At 68.2% G+C, this 17,545-nt stretch carries 16 protein-coding genes; 14 read left to right on the top strand and 2 right to left on the bottom strand.

Annotated elements, in window-relative coordinates; translation table 11 throughout:
* Positions 1-18: 18 nt before the first annotated feature.
* From ACWTSU_RS01145 to recQ, 6 genes are all read left to right on the top strand, one after another.
* Entirely contained in the window at positions 19-711 is a 693-nt protein-coding gene (locus ACWTSU_RS01145; protein WP_455138071.1) for a Bax inhibitor-1 family protein, read from the top strand.
* A 349-nt stretch (positions 712-1,060) separates the two neighbouring features.
* The gene (locus ACWTSU_RS01140; RefSeq protein WP_455138070.1) at positions 1,061-1,636 is read left to right on the top strand and encodes a hypothetical protein; all 576 of its coding nucleotides are present in this window, start codon (positions 1,061-1,063) and stop codon (positions 1,634-1,636) included.
* An 80-nt stretch (positions 1,637-1,716) separates the two neighbouring features.
* Positions 1,717-3,501, top strand: coding sequence for an ABC transporter ATP-binding protein (locus ACWTSU_RS01135; protein WP_455138069.1), 1,785 nt, complete (start codon positions 1,717-1,719; stop codon positions 3,499-3,501).
* Entirely contained in the window at positions 3,494-4,240 is a 747-nt protein-coding gene (locus tag ACWTSU_RS01130; protein WP_455138068.1) for an energy-coupling factor transporter transmembrane component T family protein, read from the top strand. The genes ACWTSU_RS01135 and ACWTSU_RS01130 overlap by 8 nt, the downstream gene beginning before the upstream one ends.
* Before the next feature lie 66 nt (positions 4,241-4,306).
* A complete protein-coding gene (locus tag ACWTSU_RS01125; RefSeq protein WP_455138067.1) occupies positions 4,307-4,777 on the top strand; it encodes a GNAT family N-acetyltransferase in 471 nt (156 codons plus the stop codon).
* A 273-nt stretch (positions 4,778-5,050) separates the two neighbouring features.
* Complete coding sequence (gene recQ / locus ACWTSU_RS01120) at positions 5,051-6,952, top strand: DNA helicase RecQ (protein WP_455138066.1); 1,902 nt, start codon at positions 5,051-5,053, stop codon at positions 6,950-6,952.
* 189 nt (positions 6,953-7,141) lie between these two features.
* On the opposite strand, the gene thpR is transcribed toward recQ, so the two are convergent.
* Positions 7,142-7,669: an RNA 2',3'-cyclic phosphodiesterase gene (gene thpR / locus ACWTSU_RS01115; RefSeq protein WP_455138065.1), complete on the bottom strand. Its 528-nt coding sequence runs from the start codon at positions 7,667-7,669 to the stop codon at positions 7,142-7,144.
* 211 nt (positions 7,670-7,880) lie between these two features.
* On the opposite strand from thpR, the gene ACWTSU_RS01110 reads away from it, so the two are divergent.
* A complete protein-coding gene (locus ACWTSU_RS01110; RefSeq protein ID WP_455138064.1) occupies positions 7,881-9,128 on the top strand; it encodes a PucR family transcriptional regulator in 1,248 nt (415 codons plus the stop codon).
* A gap of 30 nt (positions 9,129-9,158) precedes the next feature.
* On the opposite strand, the gene ACWTSU_RS01105 is transcribed toward ACWTSU_RS01110, so the two are convergent.
* Positions 9,159-10,427, bottom strand: a complete 1,269-nt coding sequence (locus ACWTSU_RS01105; protein ID WP_455138063.1) for an allantoate amidohydrolase — start codon at positions 10,425-10,427, stop codon at positions 9,159-9,161.
* Positions 10,428-10,681: 254 nt separating this feature from the next.
* On the opposite strand from ACWTSU_RS01105, the gene ACWTSU_RS01100 reads away from it, so the two are divergent.
* Genes ACWTSU_RS01100 through ACWTSU_RS01070 form a run of 7 tightly spaced genes read left to right on the top strand, consistent with a single transcriptional unit; the run spans position 10,682 to position 17,447 of the window.
* Complete coding sequence (locus ACWTSU_RS01100) at positions 10,682-11,896, top strand: transporter substrate-binding protein (RefSeq protein ID WP_455138062.1); 1,215 nt, start codon at positions 10,682-10,684, stop codon at positions 11,894-11,896.
* 52 nt (positions 11,897-11,948) lie between these two features.
* Positions 11,949-12,812, top strand: coding sequence for an urea ABC transporter permease subunit UrtB (urtB, locus tag ACWTSU_RS01095; protein ID WP_455138061.1), 864 nt, complete (start codon positions 11,949-11,951; stop codon positions 12,810-12,812).
* 4 nt (positions 12,813-12,816) lie between these two features.
* Positions 12,817-13,902, top strand: coding sequence for an ABC transporter permease subunit (locus ACWTSU_RS01090; protein WP_455138060.1), 1,086 nt, complete (start codon positions 12,817-12,819; stop codon positions 13,900-13,902).
* Positions 13,902-14,651, top strand: a complete 750-nt coding sequence (locus ACWTSU_RS01085) for an ATP-binding cassette domain-containing protein (protein WP_455138059.1) — start codon at positions 13,902-13,904, stop codon at positions 14,649-14,651. The genes ACWTSU_RS01090 and ACWTSU_RS01085 overlap by 1 nt, the downstream gene beginning before the upstream one ends.
* Positions 14,652-14,653: 2 nt before the next feature.
* On the top strand, positions 14,654-15,349 hold the full coding sequence (gene urtE / locus ACWTSU_RS01080; RefSeq protein WP_455138058.1) for an urea ABC transporter ATP-binding subunit UrtE: 696 nt from the start codon (positions 14,654-14,656) through the stop codon (positions 15,347-15,349).
* A 36-nt stretch (positions 15,350-15,385) separates the two neighbouring features.
* Positions 15,386-16,051: a cytidylate kinase-like family protein gene (locus ACWTSU_RS01075; protein ID WP_455138057.1), complete on the top strand. Its 666-nt coding sequence runs from the start codon at positions 15,386-15,388 to the stop codon at positions 16,049-16,051.
* A complete protein-coding gene (locus tag ACWTSU_RS01070; RefSeq protein WP_455138056.1) occupies positions 16,014-17,447 on the top strand; it encodes an aminotransferase class III-fold pyridoxal phosphate-dependent enzyme in 1,434 nt (477 codons plus the stop codon). The genes ACWTSU_RS01075 and ACWTSU_RS01070 overlap by 38 nt, the downstream gene beginning before the upstream one ends.
* Positions 17,448-17,545: the final 98 nt, after the last annotated feature.

Genomic DNA, 17,545 nt, shown 5'->3' with positions numbered 1-17,545 from the left:
GCGTGGGAAGGAGAGACCATGCCGGAGATTCGCAAGCAGAACGCACCGATCGTCGAGGGAGGCCGCACGGGCGCGCCGACCCTCATGAGCCCGCGCGCCTACAACCTGACGCTGGCCGCCCTGCTCTTCGTGAGCTTCCTCGTGATGGGGCTCGCGGCGCGCTGGGTCACGACGCCCTCGTTCTACCTGACGTTCGCCCGCTCGGCGGGCGCGCTCGTCATTGGCAGCTTCGTCGTCACGATCGTGAGCATCTTCGTCATGAGCTCGGGCAAGAAGCACCAGAGCGTGACGCGCTCGGCCGTGGGGTTCGCGCTGTTCACGCTCTCGTTTGGCTTCACGCTCGGCGCAGCCACGGCCTCCTACGACAACGTGACCGTGAGCGGAGCGCTGCTCGCCACCGCCGGCGTGGTGGTGGTCTTTGGCGCGCTCGGCCTGGCATTCCCGAGCTTCTTCGCCAAGGTCTACCGCGTGTGCGCGGCCGGGCTCATCGGCGTGCTCGTGGCCGGACTGGTGCTCTCGCTGCTGGGCGTCAGCCAGGGCGCGCTCGACTGGGTCATCCTGGCGCTGTTCTGCGGCTTCGTGGGCTACGACCTCTACCAGGCCGCGATCGACGCGCCCACGCTCCCCAACGCGATCTGGCACGCGGCCGACATCTTCATCGACATCGCCAACATCCTGCTGAGCCTGCTCAACATCATGGACCGCGACTAGCTCCCGCCGGCGCCGCGCGTGCCGCTCGCCGGCCCCGATTGTTTCAACGAGAAGAACACCCTTGCGCGCCCGGGCGCGGACGCGTATCTTGTCCCCCAACAGACGACGCCGCCCCGCGGCAGACCAGCGAGAGGAGAGAAGCCATGACCACGACCGTTGCCAACGCTGCGAGCACGTCCCTGAAGTGGTGGTGGCGCAACTTCTCGTCGCTCGGTCGATGGTGAGCTCACGCGCCCTTACATCTTGCGCCTGAGGGGCTCCCGGAAGACCGGGGGCCCTTTTTCGTAGGCATCCGCGCGGGCCGCTGCCCGCATCCCCCAACAAACCCCACTCCGAAAGGATTCAAATCATGTCCCAGAACGCTGCCACCGCCCAGAACGCCCGCACCGTCACCGCCGTCGACCACGGCAAGCTCGACGTCCAGGCCCTCGTCCTTCTCGCCGTGCTCCTCGCCGTGGGCTTCATCCTCAACTTCACCGTGGGCAACGCCGTCGCGGCCGTGACCGGCGGCGTCATCCAGCCCGAGTTCATCATCTCCGCGTTCTGCCTGATGATCCTCGTGGTGCGCCCCAACGTGGGCCAGGCGCTCATCGTGGGCCTCATCTCGGCCGCCGTCATCCAGATCACCACCAAGTCGCCGTTCATCGACTTCGCCGCCGAGGGCGTCGCCGCCATGCTGATGGCGCTCATCGTCGCGGGCGGCATGCGCACCGGCGCCCGCGCGGCCGTCCCCGCGCTCGGCACCTTCGTCACCACCGTGGTCTCCGGCGTCATCTTCATGGTCATCAAGATGGCCCTGATGGGGTTCGCCCAGAACCTCACCGCCGTCATGCTCCCCGTGGTGCTGGCCACGGGCGTCTTCAACGCGATCCTGGTGGGCGCCCTGTACCCGCTCCTGCGCAAGATGCTCAAGCTGAACGACTAGTCCTGACGACGAAGCACGCGCTACCATGAGGGGCGCCGCAGCGAGCGGCGCCCCTTTCCCGGACGCAACGAGAGGCCCCCATGGCAACACCCGCACCCGCGATCATCGAGCTCGACGACGTCTCCTTCTCCTACGGGGGCGAGACGAGCCGCGCGCTCGACCACGTCACGCTGGAGGTGCGCGCCGGCGAGTTCGTGGGCGTGGTCGGCCCGTCCGGGGCCGGCAAGTCCACGCTCGCCGCCGTCATGTCCGGCGCCATCCCCCACCACTTCCGCGGCTCGTTCTTCGGCGCGGCGCGCGTGGACGGGCGCGACACCTGCGAGGTCTCGCTCACCGACATCGCGCGCGTGGTGGGCAGCGTGGCCCAGGACATCGACGCGCAGATGGTCGCCCCGGTCGTGGAGGACGAACTGCTCTTCGGCCTGGAGAACTTCGGCGTCCCCCACGACCAGATCGAGCGGCGCCTCGCGGACGCGCTGGCCACCGTGGGCATCGAGGCGCTGCGCGACCGCGAGATCGCCACGCTCTCGGGAGGCCAGAAGCAGAAGGTGGCCATCGCGGCCATCCTCGCGCTCGCGCCGCGGGCGCTCGTGCTCGACGAGCCCACCGCCGCGCTCGACCCGGCCTCGTCGAAGCTCGTCTTTGACACGCTGCGCAAACTCAACCGCGAGAACGGCATCACGGTCGTGGTGATCGAGCAGAAGGTGGCGCTTCTCGCCGAGTTCTGCGGCCGCGTGGTCGTGATGGCCGAGGGGCGCGTCGCGCTCGACGGCACGCCGCGCGAGGTCTTCTCGCATGCTGCCGAGCTGCGGCACATGGGCGTGGACAGCCCGCGCGTGGCCCGCGTGTCCAACAGCCTCGCGGAGCACGGCCTGGCGCCGGCGGGAGGCGCTCCGTGCCTCAGGGTGGGCGAGGCGACCGAGCTCGTGCGCGGGATTCTCGGCGCCGCCGGCGCCGGCGCGCCGGATGCCGAGGCGCCGCGCGGAACCGCGACGGGCAGGGCATCCCGCCACGCGCCCGTGCGCCGCCCGCACGAGGGCGAGCCCGTGGTGAGCTTCAGGCACGTGGGCTTTTTGTATCCCGGCAGCGGCGACGGCGTGAGCGACGTCAGCCTCGACGTGTGGCCGGGCGAGCTGGTGGGCGTGGTCGGGCAGAACGGGGCCGGCAAGACCACGATGACCAAGCTGCTCAACGGCCTGCTCAAGCCGGCCGAGGGCCAGGTGGTCGTGGCGGGGCTCGACACCCGCGAGGTGCCCGTGAGCCGGGTCGCGCGCCACGTGGCGACCCTGTTCCAAAACCCCGACCGCCAGCTCTGCAAGGGCACGGTGCTCGAGGAGGTCGCCTTTGGGCCCGAGCTCGCCGGCGCGACGCCCGACGAGGCCCGCGAGCGGGCGGGCCACGTGATTGAGCGCTTTGGCCTGCCCGCCGACGAGTCGCCCTTCTCGCTGTCGCGCGGGCAGCGCCAAATGGTGGCGCTGGCCTCCGTCGTGGTGACGGAGCCCGAGGTGGTGCTGCTCGACGAGCCCACGAGCGGACTCGACTACCGCGAGTGCATGACCGTCATGGAGACGGTGCGCGAGCTGGCCGAGGGCGGCTGCGCCGTCGTGATGGTCAGCCACGACATGGAGGTGGTCTCGGACTTCGCCGAGCGCGTGGTGGTCATGGCGGACGGGCACGTGCTCGCCCAGGGCCCCACCGACGAGCTCTTCGCGGACGCCGAGCTCATGGCGCGCGCCAGCGTGGAGGCGCCGCAGGTCGTGCGCCTCTCGCAGGAGCTCGCGCGCACGGCGTCGCCCGCCTTTGCCGGGATCAGTCAGGTCTCCGGCGTCGTCGACCTCGTGGAGGAGATAATCAGCCGTGGTTAGCGTCATCGACTACGTCCCCGGGGACACGCTGCTCCACCGCCTCAACCCCGTGACCAAGCTCGCGGTGGCCGCCGCCATCATCGTGGCGACCTTCCTCGCCGACACGTTCCCGCTGCTCGTGGGGCTGATCGCGCTCACGCTGGCGCTCGGCCTCTACGCCGGCGCGCTCGGGCGACTGGCGTCTCTGCTCAAGGTGCTCGTCCCGCTGGCCGTGGTGATGTTCCTGCTGCAGACCGCCTTCGCCCAGAGCGGCGAGCACCTGGTGGGCTGGCTCACCACGGGCGGGGTGGAGAGCGCGGCCAAGGCGTGCCTGCGGCTGCTCGGCGTGGCGATGCCGCTCATCCTGATGCTCTCGGTGACCAAGCTGGGGGACCTCGCCAACGCGTGCGTGGAGGTGCTGCACGTGCCGTACCGCTACGCGTTCACGTTCACCACGGCGCTACGCTTTGTGCCGCTCTTCGCGCAGGAGATGAACGCGATCGTGGAGGCGCAGACGGCGCGCGGCGTGGAGTACGACACCAGGAACCCCTTCCGCAAGCTCGTGCTCATGCTGCCGCTGTGCGTGCCGCTGCTCGCCAGCTCGGTGAGCCGCACCGACGCCACGGCGCTCGCCGCCGAGCAGCGCGGCTTCTACCTGCGCACGCGCGCGAGCAGCTACAAGCGCTACCCGCTTGCCAGCGCCGACCTCGCCGTGCTGGCGTGCTGCGTGGCGCTCATCGTGGCTGGCGCGCTGCTGTAGGGGGCGAGCGTTGTGACCGTCGGGCAACGCACCCCGCAGCGGGCGGCGCGCGGAGAAGGAGGCCTCGTGGGGGCAGATGAGAAAGGTCGGCAGCCCGAGGTCGCAACCGCGGCGACGCGCCTTCACATCAAGGGCTTTGACGCGCTGCCCGAGGAGGCCGTGGCCATCCGAACGGCCGTCTTCATGAGCGAGCAGGGCTTTGTTGACGAGTTTGACGACACGGACGACCGCGCGTGCCACCTGGTGCTCTTCGACGGGGAGCAGCCCGTGGCGACCCTGAGGCTCTTTGCCGGTGAGACCCCCGGCGAATGGGTGGTCGGCAGGCTCGCCGTTGCCAGGAGCCATCGCGGGCTCGGCCTGGGCGCCCTGACGCTGCGCGAGGCGGAAGCCGAGGCGGCTCGGCGCGGCGGCGGGCACGTGATCCTGCACGCGCAGGTCCGGTCCAAGGGGTTCTACGAGCGCTGCGGCTACGAGGCCTACGGAGAGGTGGACCTCGACGAGGGCTGCCCGCACACCTGGATGCGCAAGGAGCTCTAGCGCTCCGGCCGCGACAGCGCCGTTTTGGCCGCGCGCGGCCTCGGGGCCCGCCTGCCTGCACAAGTTGGGCGGTTTTTCGGGCGCCCCGTGAGTAGCGACGGATAGGTCTCCCGTGTTTGCGCAGGTAGGAAAATGGGAGCCCGACGGTACTACTTGAGGCGCCCCTCAAAAACCGCCCAACTTGTGCGCACCGTCAGGGGCAGGTCCCAGCAGAGGGCTCCCCGGGCGCATAATGGGGCCAGAACCAGCGTCCGCCCGCGTCCCGGGAGCCCCATGACCGCACCCTCGCCCACACCCCTTGACGTCCTGCGCCAGACCTTCGGCTACGACTCGTTCCGGCCGCACCAGGCCGAGATCACGGACGCGGCGCTCGCGGGCCGCGACGTGCTGGCCGTGATGCCCACCTCCGCGGGCAAGTCAATCTGCTACCAGGTGCCGGCGCTCGTGCTGGCCGCACGCGCGGGCGGCCTCACGGTGGTGGTCTCGCCGCTCATCTCGCTCATGGCGGACCAGGTGGGGGCGCTGCGCCAGAGCGGCGTCGCGGCGAGCTACCTCAACTCGACGCTCACCGCGCCCGAGCGCGCCGAGGTGCTCCGCGCGATGACGTCCGGCGAGCTCGCCCTGCTCTACGTGGCCCCCGAGCGCCTGGACGACCCGTCGTTTCTCGAGACCGCGTCCGCGCGCGGCGTCGCACTGCTTGCCGTGGACGAGGCGCACTGCATCTCGCAGTGGGGAAACGACTTCCGCCCCAGCTACCAGCGGATCATTGACTTCGTGGCGGCGCTGCCGGCGCGCCCGCCGGTCATGGCGCTCACGGCCACGGCCACGCGCGCGGTGCGCGAGGACATCCGGGAGGCGCTCGGCCTGCGCGACCCGCTCGTGGTCGTGGCGAGCTTCGACCGCCCCAACCTGAGCTTCTCGGTGGCGCGCCCGCGCGGCCGCGCCGAGAAGGACCGGGAGCTCGTCGCCTTCTGCCGCGCGCGGGCCGAGCGCTCCGGCATCGTCTACTGCTCGAGCCGCCGCGCCGTCGAGGAGGTCTGCGAGCTGCTCTGCGACGAGGGGCTTCTCGCCTGTCGCTACCACGCCGGCCTCCCGGCCGACGAGCGCGAGCGCAACCAGGAGGACTTCCTCTGCGACCGCCGCCGCGTGATGGTGGCCACCAACGCCTTTGGCATGGGCATCGACAAGTCCAACGTGAGCTACGTGGTCCACTACAACCTGCCGCTCAGCCTGGAGAACTACTACCAGGAGGCGGGCCGCGCCGGGCGCGACGGCACGCGCGCCGAGTGCCTGCTGCTCTACTCCCCCGGCGACGTCCACACCGCCGAGTTCCTGCTCTCCCGCTCCGAGCCGCGCGAGGACCTCACGCCCGAGCAGCGCGCCGAGCTCGCCGAGCGCGACGCCGAGCGGCTGCGCCAGATGGTCTTCTACGCCACCACCACCGAGTGCCTGCGCGCCCACATCCTGCGCTACTTCGGCGAGGAGGCCCCCGCGTACTGCGGCAACTGCGGGAACTGCCTCGCGGACTTCGAGGAGGTCGACGCCACCACCGACGCGCTCAAGGTCGTGAGCTGCGTGGCCCGCATCGCCCAGCGCGGGCGCAGCGCGGGGGCGGCCCTGGTCACGGACGTGCTGCGCGGCTCGCGCGGCGAGAGGGTCCTGCAGCGCGGCTTCGACACGCTCTCCACCTACGGCATCATGCGCGACGTCCCCGCCGCGCGCGTGCGGGCGCTCATCGACGAGCTGGTCTTTCGCGGCGTACTGGCGCGGACGGCGGGCGACTACCCCACGATCTGCCTGGGCGGTGCGGCGGGCGCGTTCCTGCGGCGCGAGTCCCCGTGGGACGAGCCGTTCGTCGTCAAGGTGGCGCGCGGGAAGCCGCGGGCCGCCGCGGTGCCGGCGGGGTCGCCGATGCGGGACAAGACCCGGCGCGCCACGGACGTCTCCGAGCTCGACGAGGCCGGTCGCGAACTCTACGAGCGCCTCGCGCAGCTGCGCGGCGAGCTCGCGCGCGAGCAGGGCGTGCCGGCCTACTTCATCTTCAGCAACGCGACGCTCGTGGACATGTGCGCCAAGCGGCCGCGCGACGCCGAGGAGCTTCTCGGCGTGTCCGGCGTGGGGGCCAAGAAGGCCGAGCGCTACGGCGAGGCGTTCCTCGCCGCGATCAACGGCTAGGGCCGCGTCGCCGACCACATGCGGCTTCCTGACGATCTTGCGCCAAGAAACGTCAGGAAGCCGCACCGCAACGTCTGACGTGCGGAAAGCTGACACTTTTGGTGGCCAAACCGTCAGGAAGCCGCATGCCAAAGTTTGAGGTGCAGGAAGCTGACGCTCTGAGCCGCTAAACCGTCAGGAAGCCGCACGTCATCCCAGCTCGACGGTGTGGAGCGACTTGTAGCGGGCGCCGTCGGGTCCCAGGATGCCGCGGAACAGGGTGACGCGGCGAGCCTCGTCCGGTCGCGGGAACGCGAGGTCTCCTAGCGCGGCGCGCGGCAGCCGGGCGCGGCGGGCGAGCGTCACGTGCGGGCGGAAGGGCTTCTCGTCGTACGCGAGGCCGCGGGCGGCCAGCTCCGCGCGCGCCCGGGCGGCGAGAAGCCCCAGCTCATCGGTCGCGCGAACCCCCAGCCAGAGCGTGGTCGCCCGCCCGGAGCCGAACGTGCCGAGGCCCTCGGCGGCCAGCTCCACCGGCCCCGCCCCCGCGCACGCCGTCTCGAGCGCGTCCATCGCGACGCGCGCCTCGGCCTCCCCCACCTCGCCGAGAAACGCGAGCGTGAGGTGGCGGTTCTCGGCCGGCACGAAGCGCCCCTCGCACGTCCGCTCGAGGGCGCGCGCGAGCGCCGAGACCTCGTCCGCGAACGCCTCCGGCAGCTCCAGCGCAACAAAGGCCCGCATCCGTCCTCCCCTCGGCGCCCGGACGTTTCCACTTGAAGAAGCCCGATCGGGCGCCGGATCGGTGTGACACAATATCGTCACAGGTGGGGAGAGGAGTCAAGGTGTTCCGTCCGTCATGTGACGCCCAGAATCCTGACGCGCACGCGAACCACGCCGTGTCGTTCCCGTTCCCCTCGCCTCCGCTCGGAACGCTGGTTGAGGAGGCATAGCCATGGCAGTGCGTCTGCGCGAGCTGAGTGACCGCATGGAGCGGCTCGGCGTGACCCTGGTGGCGGGGCGCGACGGCCTCAATCGCACCGTGCGCTGGGTGCACATGGTCGAAAGCATCGAGGTCACGGAGTTTCTCGACGGCCAGGAGCTCGTCTGCATGACGGGCATCGGCGTGCAGCGGGGCGGCGAGCCGGCCTTGGAGGAGCTCGTGCGAGCCGCCGCGGCGGCGGGGGCGAGCGGAGTGCTCATCAACGTCGGCCCCTACGTGAAGAGGATTCCCGACACCCTGGTCGCATACTGCAACGAGGTGTCCCTGCCGCTGTTCTGCGCACCCTGGGAGGTGCACCTCGCCCGCGTGATGCACATGACGTCCCTGGCGGTCGCGCTCGCCGACCAGGAGAGCCTGGAGCTCGAGGCGGCGCTCAGGAACGCGCTGCTCAAGCCCGACCAGGAGTCACTCTATCTCGAGCAGCTCAACCGCGTGGGCTATCGTCGCGAGTGGAGCTACTGCGTGAGCGCACTCGACCTCGACGTCCCCGCGGACGACGGTCCCGACGAGGACCTGAGGGGCATCGTGCTCCCGTCGGTGGACTCCCCCGTCGAGGACGCCGAGCCGCTCTCGGACGCCCTGCTGCGCCGCACCAAGAACATAGCCGACGACCTGAGAACGCTCCACGAGTGGCGCATGACCCCGTTCTCCTTCGACGGGCTGGTCATCCTGGTCTTCGCCGACTACCAGCTCGACGACGTCCGCCGGATGACCGAGGAGGTCATCGACGCCTGCGTGGCGCGCTGTCGGCATCGCATCCGCGCATACGCCGGAGTCGGAAAGGTCACCAAGAACGCTCGCTGCATCGGCAAGAGCTACGGGCAGGCGGTTCGCATCGCGCGGCTCCAGCGCCTGCGGGACGTGCCCGACTCGCCGTGCCTCTACGACGAGATGGGCGTGGACAAGCTGCTCGTCGCCGTGGACGATCCCGCGATCCTCGAGGAGTTCGCCGACGAGAGCGTCAACCGGATAGTGAGCTACGACGAGACGCACAACTCGGGCCTGCTCGAGGTGCTGAGCATCTACCTCTCCCACAACGGCAGCGTGCAGCAGACGGCCGACCAGCTCTTCGTGCACCGCAACACGGTCACCTACAAGCTGAACAAGATCGAGTCGCTGCTCGACGCGGACCTGTCGGACTTCGAGACGCGCGTGAGGCTCTACCTGGGCATCAAGGCACGCGAGATAGCGCTCTGCTAGCGGTCGCCGACCTGGGCCGGCCGCGTCGCGTCACGCGAGCGCGGCGTCCGCGGAGAGCGCTGCGTTGAGCATGACCGTGGCCCCCTCGGCACAGTGCCTCACGCTCGAGTGCTCGCGCTCGCAGTGCGAGAGGCCCGCGCGCGACTGAACGAAGATCATCGTGGTCGGCAGCATGTAGGCCGCGAACTGCGCGTCATGGCCCGCGCCGGAGTGAATCGGCATGTGGCTCACGCCCGCCCGCTCGCACGCGTCCTCGACGAAGCCCCGCAGCCGCGCGTCGAAGGGCGTGGTGTCGCGCTGCCAGGCGAGCTCGACCTCACAGGAGCATCCGGCCCAGGTGCGCTCGGTCAGGGAGAGCACCACGTCGCGAGCGCGCTCGATGACGGCCGGGTCCTCGTGACGCACGTCGAGCGTGAACTCGAAGACGTCCGGCACGCAGGTGTGCACGTTGGGGTGGCAGGTGACCTCGCCGGTCGTGTAGACGAGGTCGTCGACGTCGAGCGCATCCAGACGGTCGTGCAGGTGGCGCAGCGCCTCGGAGGCGGCGTAGAACGCGTCCCTGCGTCGCGGCATGGGGAAGGTGCCCGCGTGCGTGGTCTCCCCCAAAAAGCGGATGCGATACATGAACATGCCGATTACGCAGTCAACGACGCCCAGTTCGCAGCCGGCCTCCTCGAGAATGGGACCCTGCTCGATGTGCGTCTCGAAGTAGCAGCAGGCCTTCTCGGGCGAGATGCGCCGCTCGGCGTCCCCACGATAGGGAAACTCCGCGAGCGCCTCCCCGAAGGTGCGCGCCGGACCGTCGATGGCCCGCGACGCCATCATATCGTCATAGCGAAAGCCGCCCTTGACCGCCTCGGGAAGCCAGTCGTAGCAGGTGATTCCCGAGCACATCATGGAGGGCGGGTATAGCGAGCCCTCCTCGTTCGTCCAGATCATCGCCGTGAGCGGGTGACGATGCGCGATGCCCTCGCGCGCCACCGTGGTGAGGACCTCCATGGCGCTCATGACGCCGAGAATGCCGTCGTAGTTTCCCCCGTTGCGCACCGAGTCGGCGTGCGAACCCATGACGATCCGCTTGGCGGAGGCATCGGTGCCCGGCAGCGTCGCGTACATGTTGGCGAGGTCGTCGGCCTCAATGACCGCGCCGATGGCCTCCATGCGACGGATGAACTCGGCCCTCGCCTGGGCGTCCTCGGCCGAGAGCGCATAGCGGGTGACGCCACCGTGCCCCGTGTCCCCGAACTTCGAGAAGGTCTCGATCAGGTCTCGCATCCGTTCCTCGTCACAGGCGTACATGGCTGACCCCCTTCTGCCGAAGCATGGCCCTCTGATTGGATCCGTGCACAATGAGAAGAAAAGCTCCGTGCGCGAGCACATAACAGGCATGCTATGGGGCGTTTGTTTCGAGCCATTTACGTCGCGATATCAGTATTCGCTCAGACATGTATTTATGCTCTAGCACAAATTCTTTTGAGCGACAGCTCACTTACAATTCGCCGGCGGCGTTCGTAGACTAGCCGTCATTCGTTCACACCGACGAAGGGGGAACCATGAACGACATGACCCGGCGCGACTTTGTCAAGATCGCCGGCGGTGCCACTGCTGCGCTGGGAGGCGCGCTCGGCCTCGCGGGGTGCCAGGGCAGCGCCATCTCGCAGGCGTCGGGCGACGACTCGTCGGACGGCGACACCATCAAGATTGGCATCCTCTACTCCACGACCGGCGACTTCTCCATCTCGGAGACGCCCATGCAGAACGCGGCCAAGATGGCCGTCGACGAGATCAACGCGGCGGGCGGCATCAACGGCAAGCAGATCGAGACCGTCGTCACCGACTACGGCTCGGACCCCTCGCTCGCCTCGCAGAAGGCGCAGGAGATGATCCTGGAGAACGGCGTGTGCGCCATCGTGGGCACCAACTCGTCGGCCACGCGCGAGGCCGTGCTGCCCACCATCGAGCAGAACAACTCGCTGCTCGTGTACAACACCTTCTACGAGGGCGGCACCCCGTCCCCCAACTGCCTCTACACCAACACCTGCCCCAACCAGCAGATCAAGGACTTCATCCCGTACATCTGCGAGAACATGGGCAACCGCATCTTCTTCGTGGGATCCGACTACGAGTTCCCGCACACGGCGCTCGCCTATGCCAAGAAGATCCTCGAGGAGGAGGGCGGCGAGCTGCTCGGGGAGGAGTACATGCCCACTGACGCCACCGACTACTCCTCGGTCATCAACAAGATCAAGACCGCGGCGCCCGACGCCGTGTTCTCCGCCGTCGCGGGCAACGCCTCGGTCCCGTTCTACAAGCAGTACAGCCAGTACGGCATGGACCCGAAGGAGGTGCCCATCTGCTCCATCTCCGCGCACGAGGGCACCGTCAAGGGCATCGGCGAGCCCGCCGTGGGGACCTACTCGAGCTTCGAGTACTTCAACAGCATCGACTCCGACGAGTCGCAGACCTTCATCGAGAACTACGCCGACGCCTTCGGCACCGACACCACCGTCTCCAACTCCGCCGAGGCCGCCTACCACGGCACCTACATGCTCGCCAGGGCTATCGAGAAGGCCGGCAGCACCAACACGGACGACATCATCGCGGCGGCCGCGGGCCTCGAGTGGGACACGCCCGCCGGGCACCTCAAGATGCACGAGTCCAACCATCACGCCTACCTGTACTCCTACATCGGGCGCGTGACCGACGACCTCACCTTCGAGATCGTCAGGCAGTCCGACGGGCTGATCGAGCCCGACCCCGAGGCATAGCCCCCGTCGGCGCCGCTGGGCGCGCACACCCAAGAGGAAAGGAGGTCAGGCGATGGAGCTGTTTCTGTCGCAGCTTGTCAACGGCATCTCTAACTCGGCGATCCTGTTTCTGGCCGCCGCGGGGATGGTCATCATATTCGGCATGCTCGGCGTCGTGAACATGGCGCACGGCGAGTTCATCATGGTGGGCGCCTATGTGGGCTGCACGGTGGTGGGGTCGCTCGGGCTGCCCTTCCCCGTGGCCTGCGTGCTCGCGTTCGTGTTCACGGCGCTGCTCGGCGTCGTCATCGAGCGCCTGATCATACGGCGGCTCTACGGCAAGGTCGCCGAGACGATGCTCGCCACGTTCGGTCTCACCTACATCCTGCAGCAGATCGTCAGGATGATCTTCGGTCCCGAGGACCAGCACCTCGCCATGCCCATCGACGGCTCCGTGCAGATCGGCCCGGTCATGATGCCCGCCTACAACCTCTTCCTGGTGGCGGCGGCGCTCGTCGCGCTGGGCGTGACGATGCTGCTGTTCTTCAAGACGTCGTTCGGCATGCAGCTGCGCGCCGTCACGCAGAACAGCGACATGTGCCGCTGCCTCGGCATCAACGTCGAGCGCGTCAACTGCCTCACCTTTGCCTACAGCTGCGGGCTGGCGGGGCTGGCGGGCGTCCTGATAGGGGTCGTCAAGTCCATCACGCCGAGCATGGGCACGACGTATCTGGTCGACAGCTTCCTGGTGGTGGTGCTCGGCGGGCTCAACTCGCTCGTGGGCACGCTCGCCGGCTCGACCGTCATGGGCGAGCTCCAGACGCTCATGGCCGGCTACATGAGCGACACGACGGCGCGTCTCATCATCTTCGCGGTGATCATCGTCATCATCCGCTTCCGTCCACAGGGGCTCTTCGCGTCCCGGGAGAGGAGGTAGTCCCATGGCCTCCAGAATCAGGTCCGTCTCGCTCGACCGCTGGGTCGCGTTCGCCCTGTTCGTGATTCTCGCCGTCGTGCCCTTCGTGGGGTCGCTCTACAACACGCAGACCTTCGGCCGCTTCATCTCCTACATGATCCTCGCGCTCGCGCTCGACATCCTCTGGGGAGGGTCGGGTCTCATGGACCTCGGCTTCGCCGTGTTCTTCGGCCTCGGTGGCTACGTCGTCGGCATCTCGCTCTCCATCCAGCACGGGCTGCCGGCCTTCATGACCTCCGGCGGACTCACCGAGCTCCCCGTCTTCTACACGCCGCTGCTGTCCATCCCCGTGGCGTGGGTGATCGCGATCGTGCTCCCGGCGCTCGTCGCGCTGCTCATGGGCTACTTCGTCTTCACCAGCAAGGTCAAGGGCGTCTTCTTCAACATCATCACGCTCGCCTTCGCGTCGCTGTTCGAGCTGCTCATCCGCAACCAGCAGGCCTACACCGGCGGCTCCACCGGCGTCAACGGCATCGCTCGGGGACTCTCGGACATGGGGCTCAACACCATCCAGTGGTATTACGTCGCGCTCGTGGCGCTCGTGGCCGTCTACGCTCTCTGCCGCTGGCTCATGTCGAGCCGCTTCGGCAAGATCGTGAACTCCGTCCGGGACAACGAGGACCGCCTGCAGTTCCTCGGCTACAACCCCGCCACGTTCAAGATGACGATCTTCGCCATCTCCGGTGCCATCGCCGGCTTCGCGGGCGCTCTCTACATCCCCATGTCATCGTTCATCTCGATCGACTCGGGCGGCGTGGTGTTCTCGACCACCATCCTCATCTGGCTCGCCGTGGGCGGTCGCGGCAACCTCACGGGCGCCATGGTGGGGGCGCTCCTGGTGAACCTCCTGCAGAACACGCTCTCCACCTCCTTCGGTGACATGTGGCAGCTCGTCCTGGGCGTCCTTCTCATCCTGATCGTGCAGTTCCTGCCCCGCGGCATCATCGGCACGCTCCTGGACCACCAGCGCACGCGGCGCCTGGAGCGCATGCGCGGGGAGACGGACGGTGGCTCGGGCACCGACCGGGTCGACGCGGAAGGAGGCCGGTGATGGCGTTTCTCGAACTGGTGAACCTCACCGTTGAGTTCCAGGGGTTCCGCGCCGTCGACGAGGTGAACCTCGCCATCGACAAGGGCGACCTGCACGTGATCATCGGCCCCAACGGCGCGGGCAAGACCACGATCATCGACATGATCACCGGCAAGACCAGGCCCACCTACGGTGCCATCAACATCGACGGCGAGAACATCACCGGCAAGAGCCCCTATGAGATCGCCAAGCGCTATCGCGTGGGGCGCAAGTTCCAGGGCCCCAACGTCTTCGACCACATGACGGTCGAGGAGAACATCGAGGTCGCGCTTGCCGGGCACAGCGGGCTGGGTCAGACGTTCGCCTATCGCCGCACCCCGCAGATCGCCGAGCGCATCGACGAGCTCCTCGAGCAGGTCGGGCTCGCGGACATGCGCCGCATGGACCCCACCTACCTCTCCCACGGGCAGCGCCAGTGGCTGGAGCTGGGCATGGTGATGGCGCAGGACCCCGAGATCATCACGCTCGACGAGCCGACGGCCGGCATGACCGCCGACGAGACCTACAAGACCGGCGAGCTCATCAAGCGCGTCATGTGGGGCAAGACGGTCATTGTGATCGACCACGACATCGACTTCGTCAAGCAGATCGCCCAGAGGATCACGGTGCTCAACCAGGGCCGCGTGCTGGCCGAGGGCTCCTACGACGAGATCACCAACAACGAAGAGGTCGTGAGGGTCTATCTCAAGGCCGACAGCGAGGAGGTGTAGCCATGCTGGAGCTCAAGGACGTCGATGTGAGCTATGGACGCAGCCGCATCGTGAACGGCATCTCGCTCACCATCGGCGACGACGACGTCCTGGTGATCCTCGGCCGCAACGGTGTGGGCAAGACGACCCTGCTGAAGGGCATCGTCGGGCTGCTGCCCATCGGGTCCGGGTCGCTCTCGCTCAAGGGGGACGACATCACCAAGACGCCCGCCTGGAGACGCAGCCTGCTCGGCATCGCCTACGTCCCCCAGGGACGCGAGATCTTCCCCCAGCTCACCGTCAGGGAGAACCTCGAGATGGGGGGCATAGCCCACGGGAACTCCCTCGACGAGAAGGCCGAGGAAATCTTCGGGTACTTCCCCGCGCTCGAGCAGCACCTCTCGCGCAGGGGAGGCGTCCTCTCCGGCGGACAGCAGCAGCAGCTCGCCATAGCGCGCGCCCTCATGGCCGACCCGAAGGTCCTTCTGCTCGACGAGCCCACCGAGGGCATCCAGCCCAACGTGGTGCAGGACATCGCCGGCATCCTGAAGCGCTACCACGAGGAGAAGGGGGTGCCCATCATCGTCGTCGAGCAGAACCTCGACTTCGCGCGACGCGTCGGCAGCACCTTCGCCATGATTCAGAAGGGGCAGGTCGTGGCAAGCGGCGGCATCGCCGAGCTGACCGACGAGCTCAGCCGCAAGTACCTGAGCGTCTAGACAACCGACGACATCCCACCACAGCTAGGAGGCCCCATGAACTACGTCATCTGCATCGCGCGCGGGTTCGGATCGGGGGGCAAGACCATCGCCACCCACGTGGGCGAGCGCCTGGGCATCCCCGTCTTCGAGGACCAGGTCCTCACCATGGCGTCGGAGCGCTCCGGCCTGAACGAGCGCCTCTTCCGCGAGGCCGACGAGCGGCTGCGCGGCAGCGCCATCATGCGACGCCTCAGGCAGACGCCCGGCCATCTGCAGGAGGCGCTGCCCCACGAGCGCGCCTTCACCTCGGACGAGAACCTCTTCGCCATCCAGGCGCACATCATCTCCGACCTCGCCGCCTCGCAGTCGTGCGTCATCGTGGGAAAGTGCGCCGACGTGGTGCTGGCCAACCGCTCCAACGTGGTCTCGATATTCATCACCGCGCCGGAGCAGGAGGCGGTCGCCACCATCATGCGCCGCTGCCAGTGCGACGAGGCCCGCGCCCGCGAGCTTGTCAGCAAGACCGACCGCTACCGCTCCGACTACTACCGCTACTACAGCGGCGGCCACGCGTGGAAGGACCCGGACAACTGGGACCTCATCGTGAACACCGCTCGCACGGGCCGCGAGCGAGCGGTCGGGCTCATCTGCTCCTACGTCAACCTGCGCTTCGGCCCGCCCGATGCCCAGGGGGCCGCGGACGGGCCCGCGGGCGCCTGACGCCCGCGCGGCGTCCCGAGCGCCCGCAGAGCGAGACGCCAACCGCAACAGCCAAAAGCGAGAAAGGACCGACATGGACAGCGCCCAGATCAAGGACCTCGACCTTCGCTACAACCTGCACTCGTGGAGCAAGCAGGCGGGCCTCAACCCCCTGCCCGTCGCGGGCGGCGAGGGCATCTACTACTACGACACCGACGGCAACCGCTACACCGACATGTCCAGCCAGCTCGTGAACCTCAACGTCGGACACGGCTGCCAGCCCATCGTCGACGCCATCAAGGAGCAGGCCGAGAGCTACTGCTTCATCCAGCCGTCGTGCGCCTCGGAGCCGCGCGCGGTGCTGGCGAAGATGGTCATCGACCGCATGCCCGACAACATGGGCAAGGTCTTCTTCACCCTGGGCGGGGCCGACGCCAACGAGAACGCCATCAAGATCGCGCGACTCTACACCGGGCGCAAGAAGGTCTTCTCGCGCTATCGCAGCTACCACGGGTCCTCGTTCGGAGCGGGAAACCTCACCGGGGAGCCGCGCCGCTACCCGCTCGAGCCCGGGATCCCCGGCTTCGTGAAGTTCTTCGACCCCTACCTCTACCACGAGACCATCAAATTCGACAGCGAGGAGGAGGCCAGCGCCTACTACGTGTCGAAGCTGCGCGAGCAGATCGTCTACGAGGGCCCGGACCAGGTCGCCGCCGTGGTGCTGGAGACCATCACCGGCTCCAACGGCGTCATCATCCCGCCGCGCGGGTACCTGCCGGGCGTGCGCGCGGTGTGCGACGAGTTCGGCATCATGATGATCTGCGACGAGGTCATGTGCGGCTGGTGCCGGACGGGCAAGATGTTCGGCTTCGAGAACTTTGACGTGAAGCCCGACATCGTGACCTTCGCCAAGGGCATCACCTCGGGCTACGTGCCGCTGGGAGGCTGCGTGGTCTCCAAGGACATTGCCGCGTACTTCGACGATCACACGCTGCAGTGCGGCCTCACCTACTCCGGCCATCCCCTCGCCTGCGCCGCGGGCATCGCCTGCCTCAAGTTCTACGACGACGAGCACATCCTGGACAGGGTGAAGGAGACCGGCGCGGTCCTGGCCGAGCTCGAGGACCAGCTGCTCGAGAAGCACGCCTGCGTGGGCGACGTACGCCACATCGGCCTCTTCTCGGCAGTTGAGCTCGTGAGGGACAAGAAGACCCGCGAGCCGCTCGTGAGCTGGGGCCGGGACCCGCGCGGCATCATGCCGGGCATCATCTCGCGCCTCGCCGAGCGCCGCTTCATGACCTACTCGCACGAGAACAACATCATCGTGGCGCCGCCGCTCGTGATCACCGCGGACCAGCTCCGCGAGGAGATGGCCAAGCTCGACGAGGTGCTGGGCGAGGTGGACGACGAGCTGTAGGGTCCGGGGGGGCAGACAGAGAACAAGGGAAGGAAAACCACTCCCACAAAGAGGAGAGAAACACGGGAAGAAACTTTCCGCCCCCAAAGGGCTAAAGG

This window comes from Thermophilibacter sp., assembly GCF_966187215.1.
The sequence above is the reverse complement of the archived record's forward strand: the minus strand, read 5'-3'. Positions and strand labels throughout refer to the sequence as shown.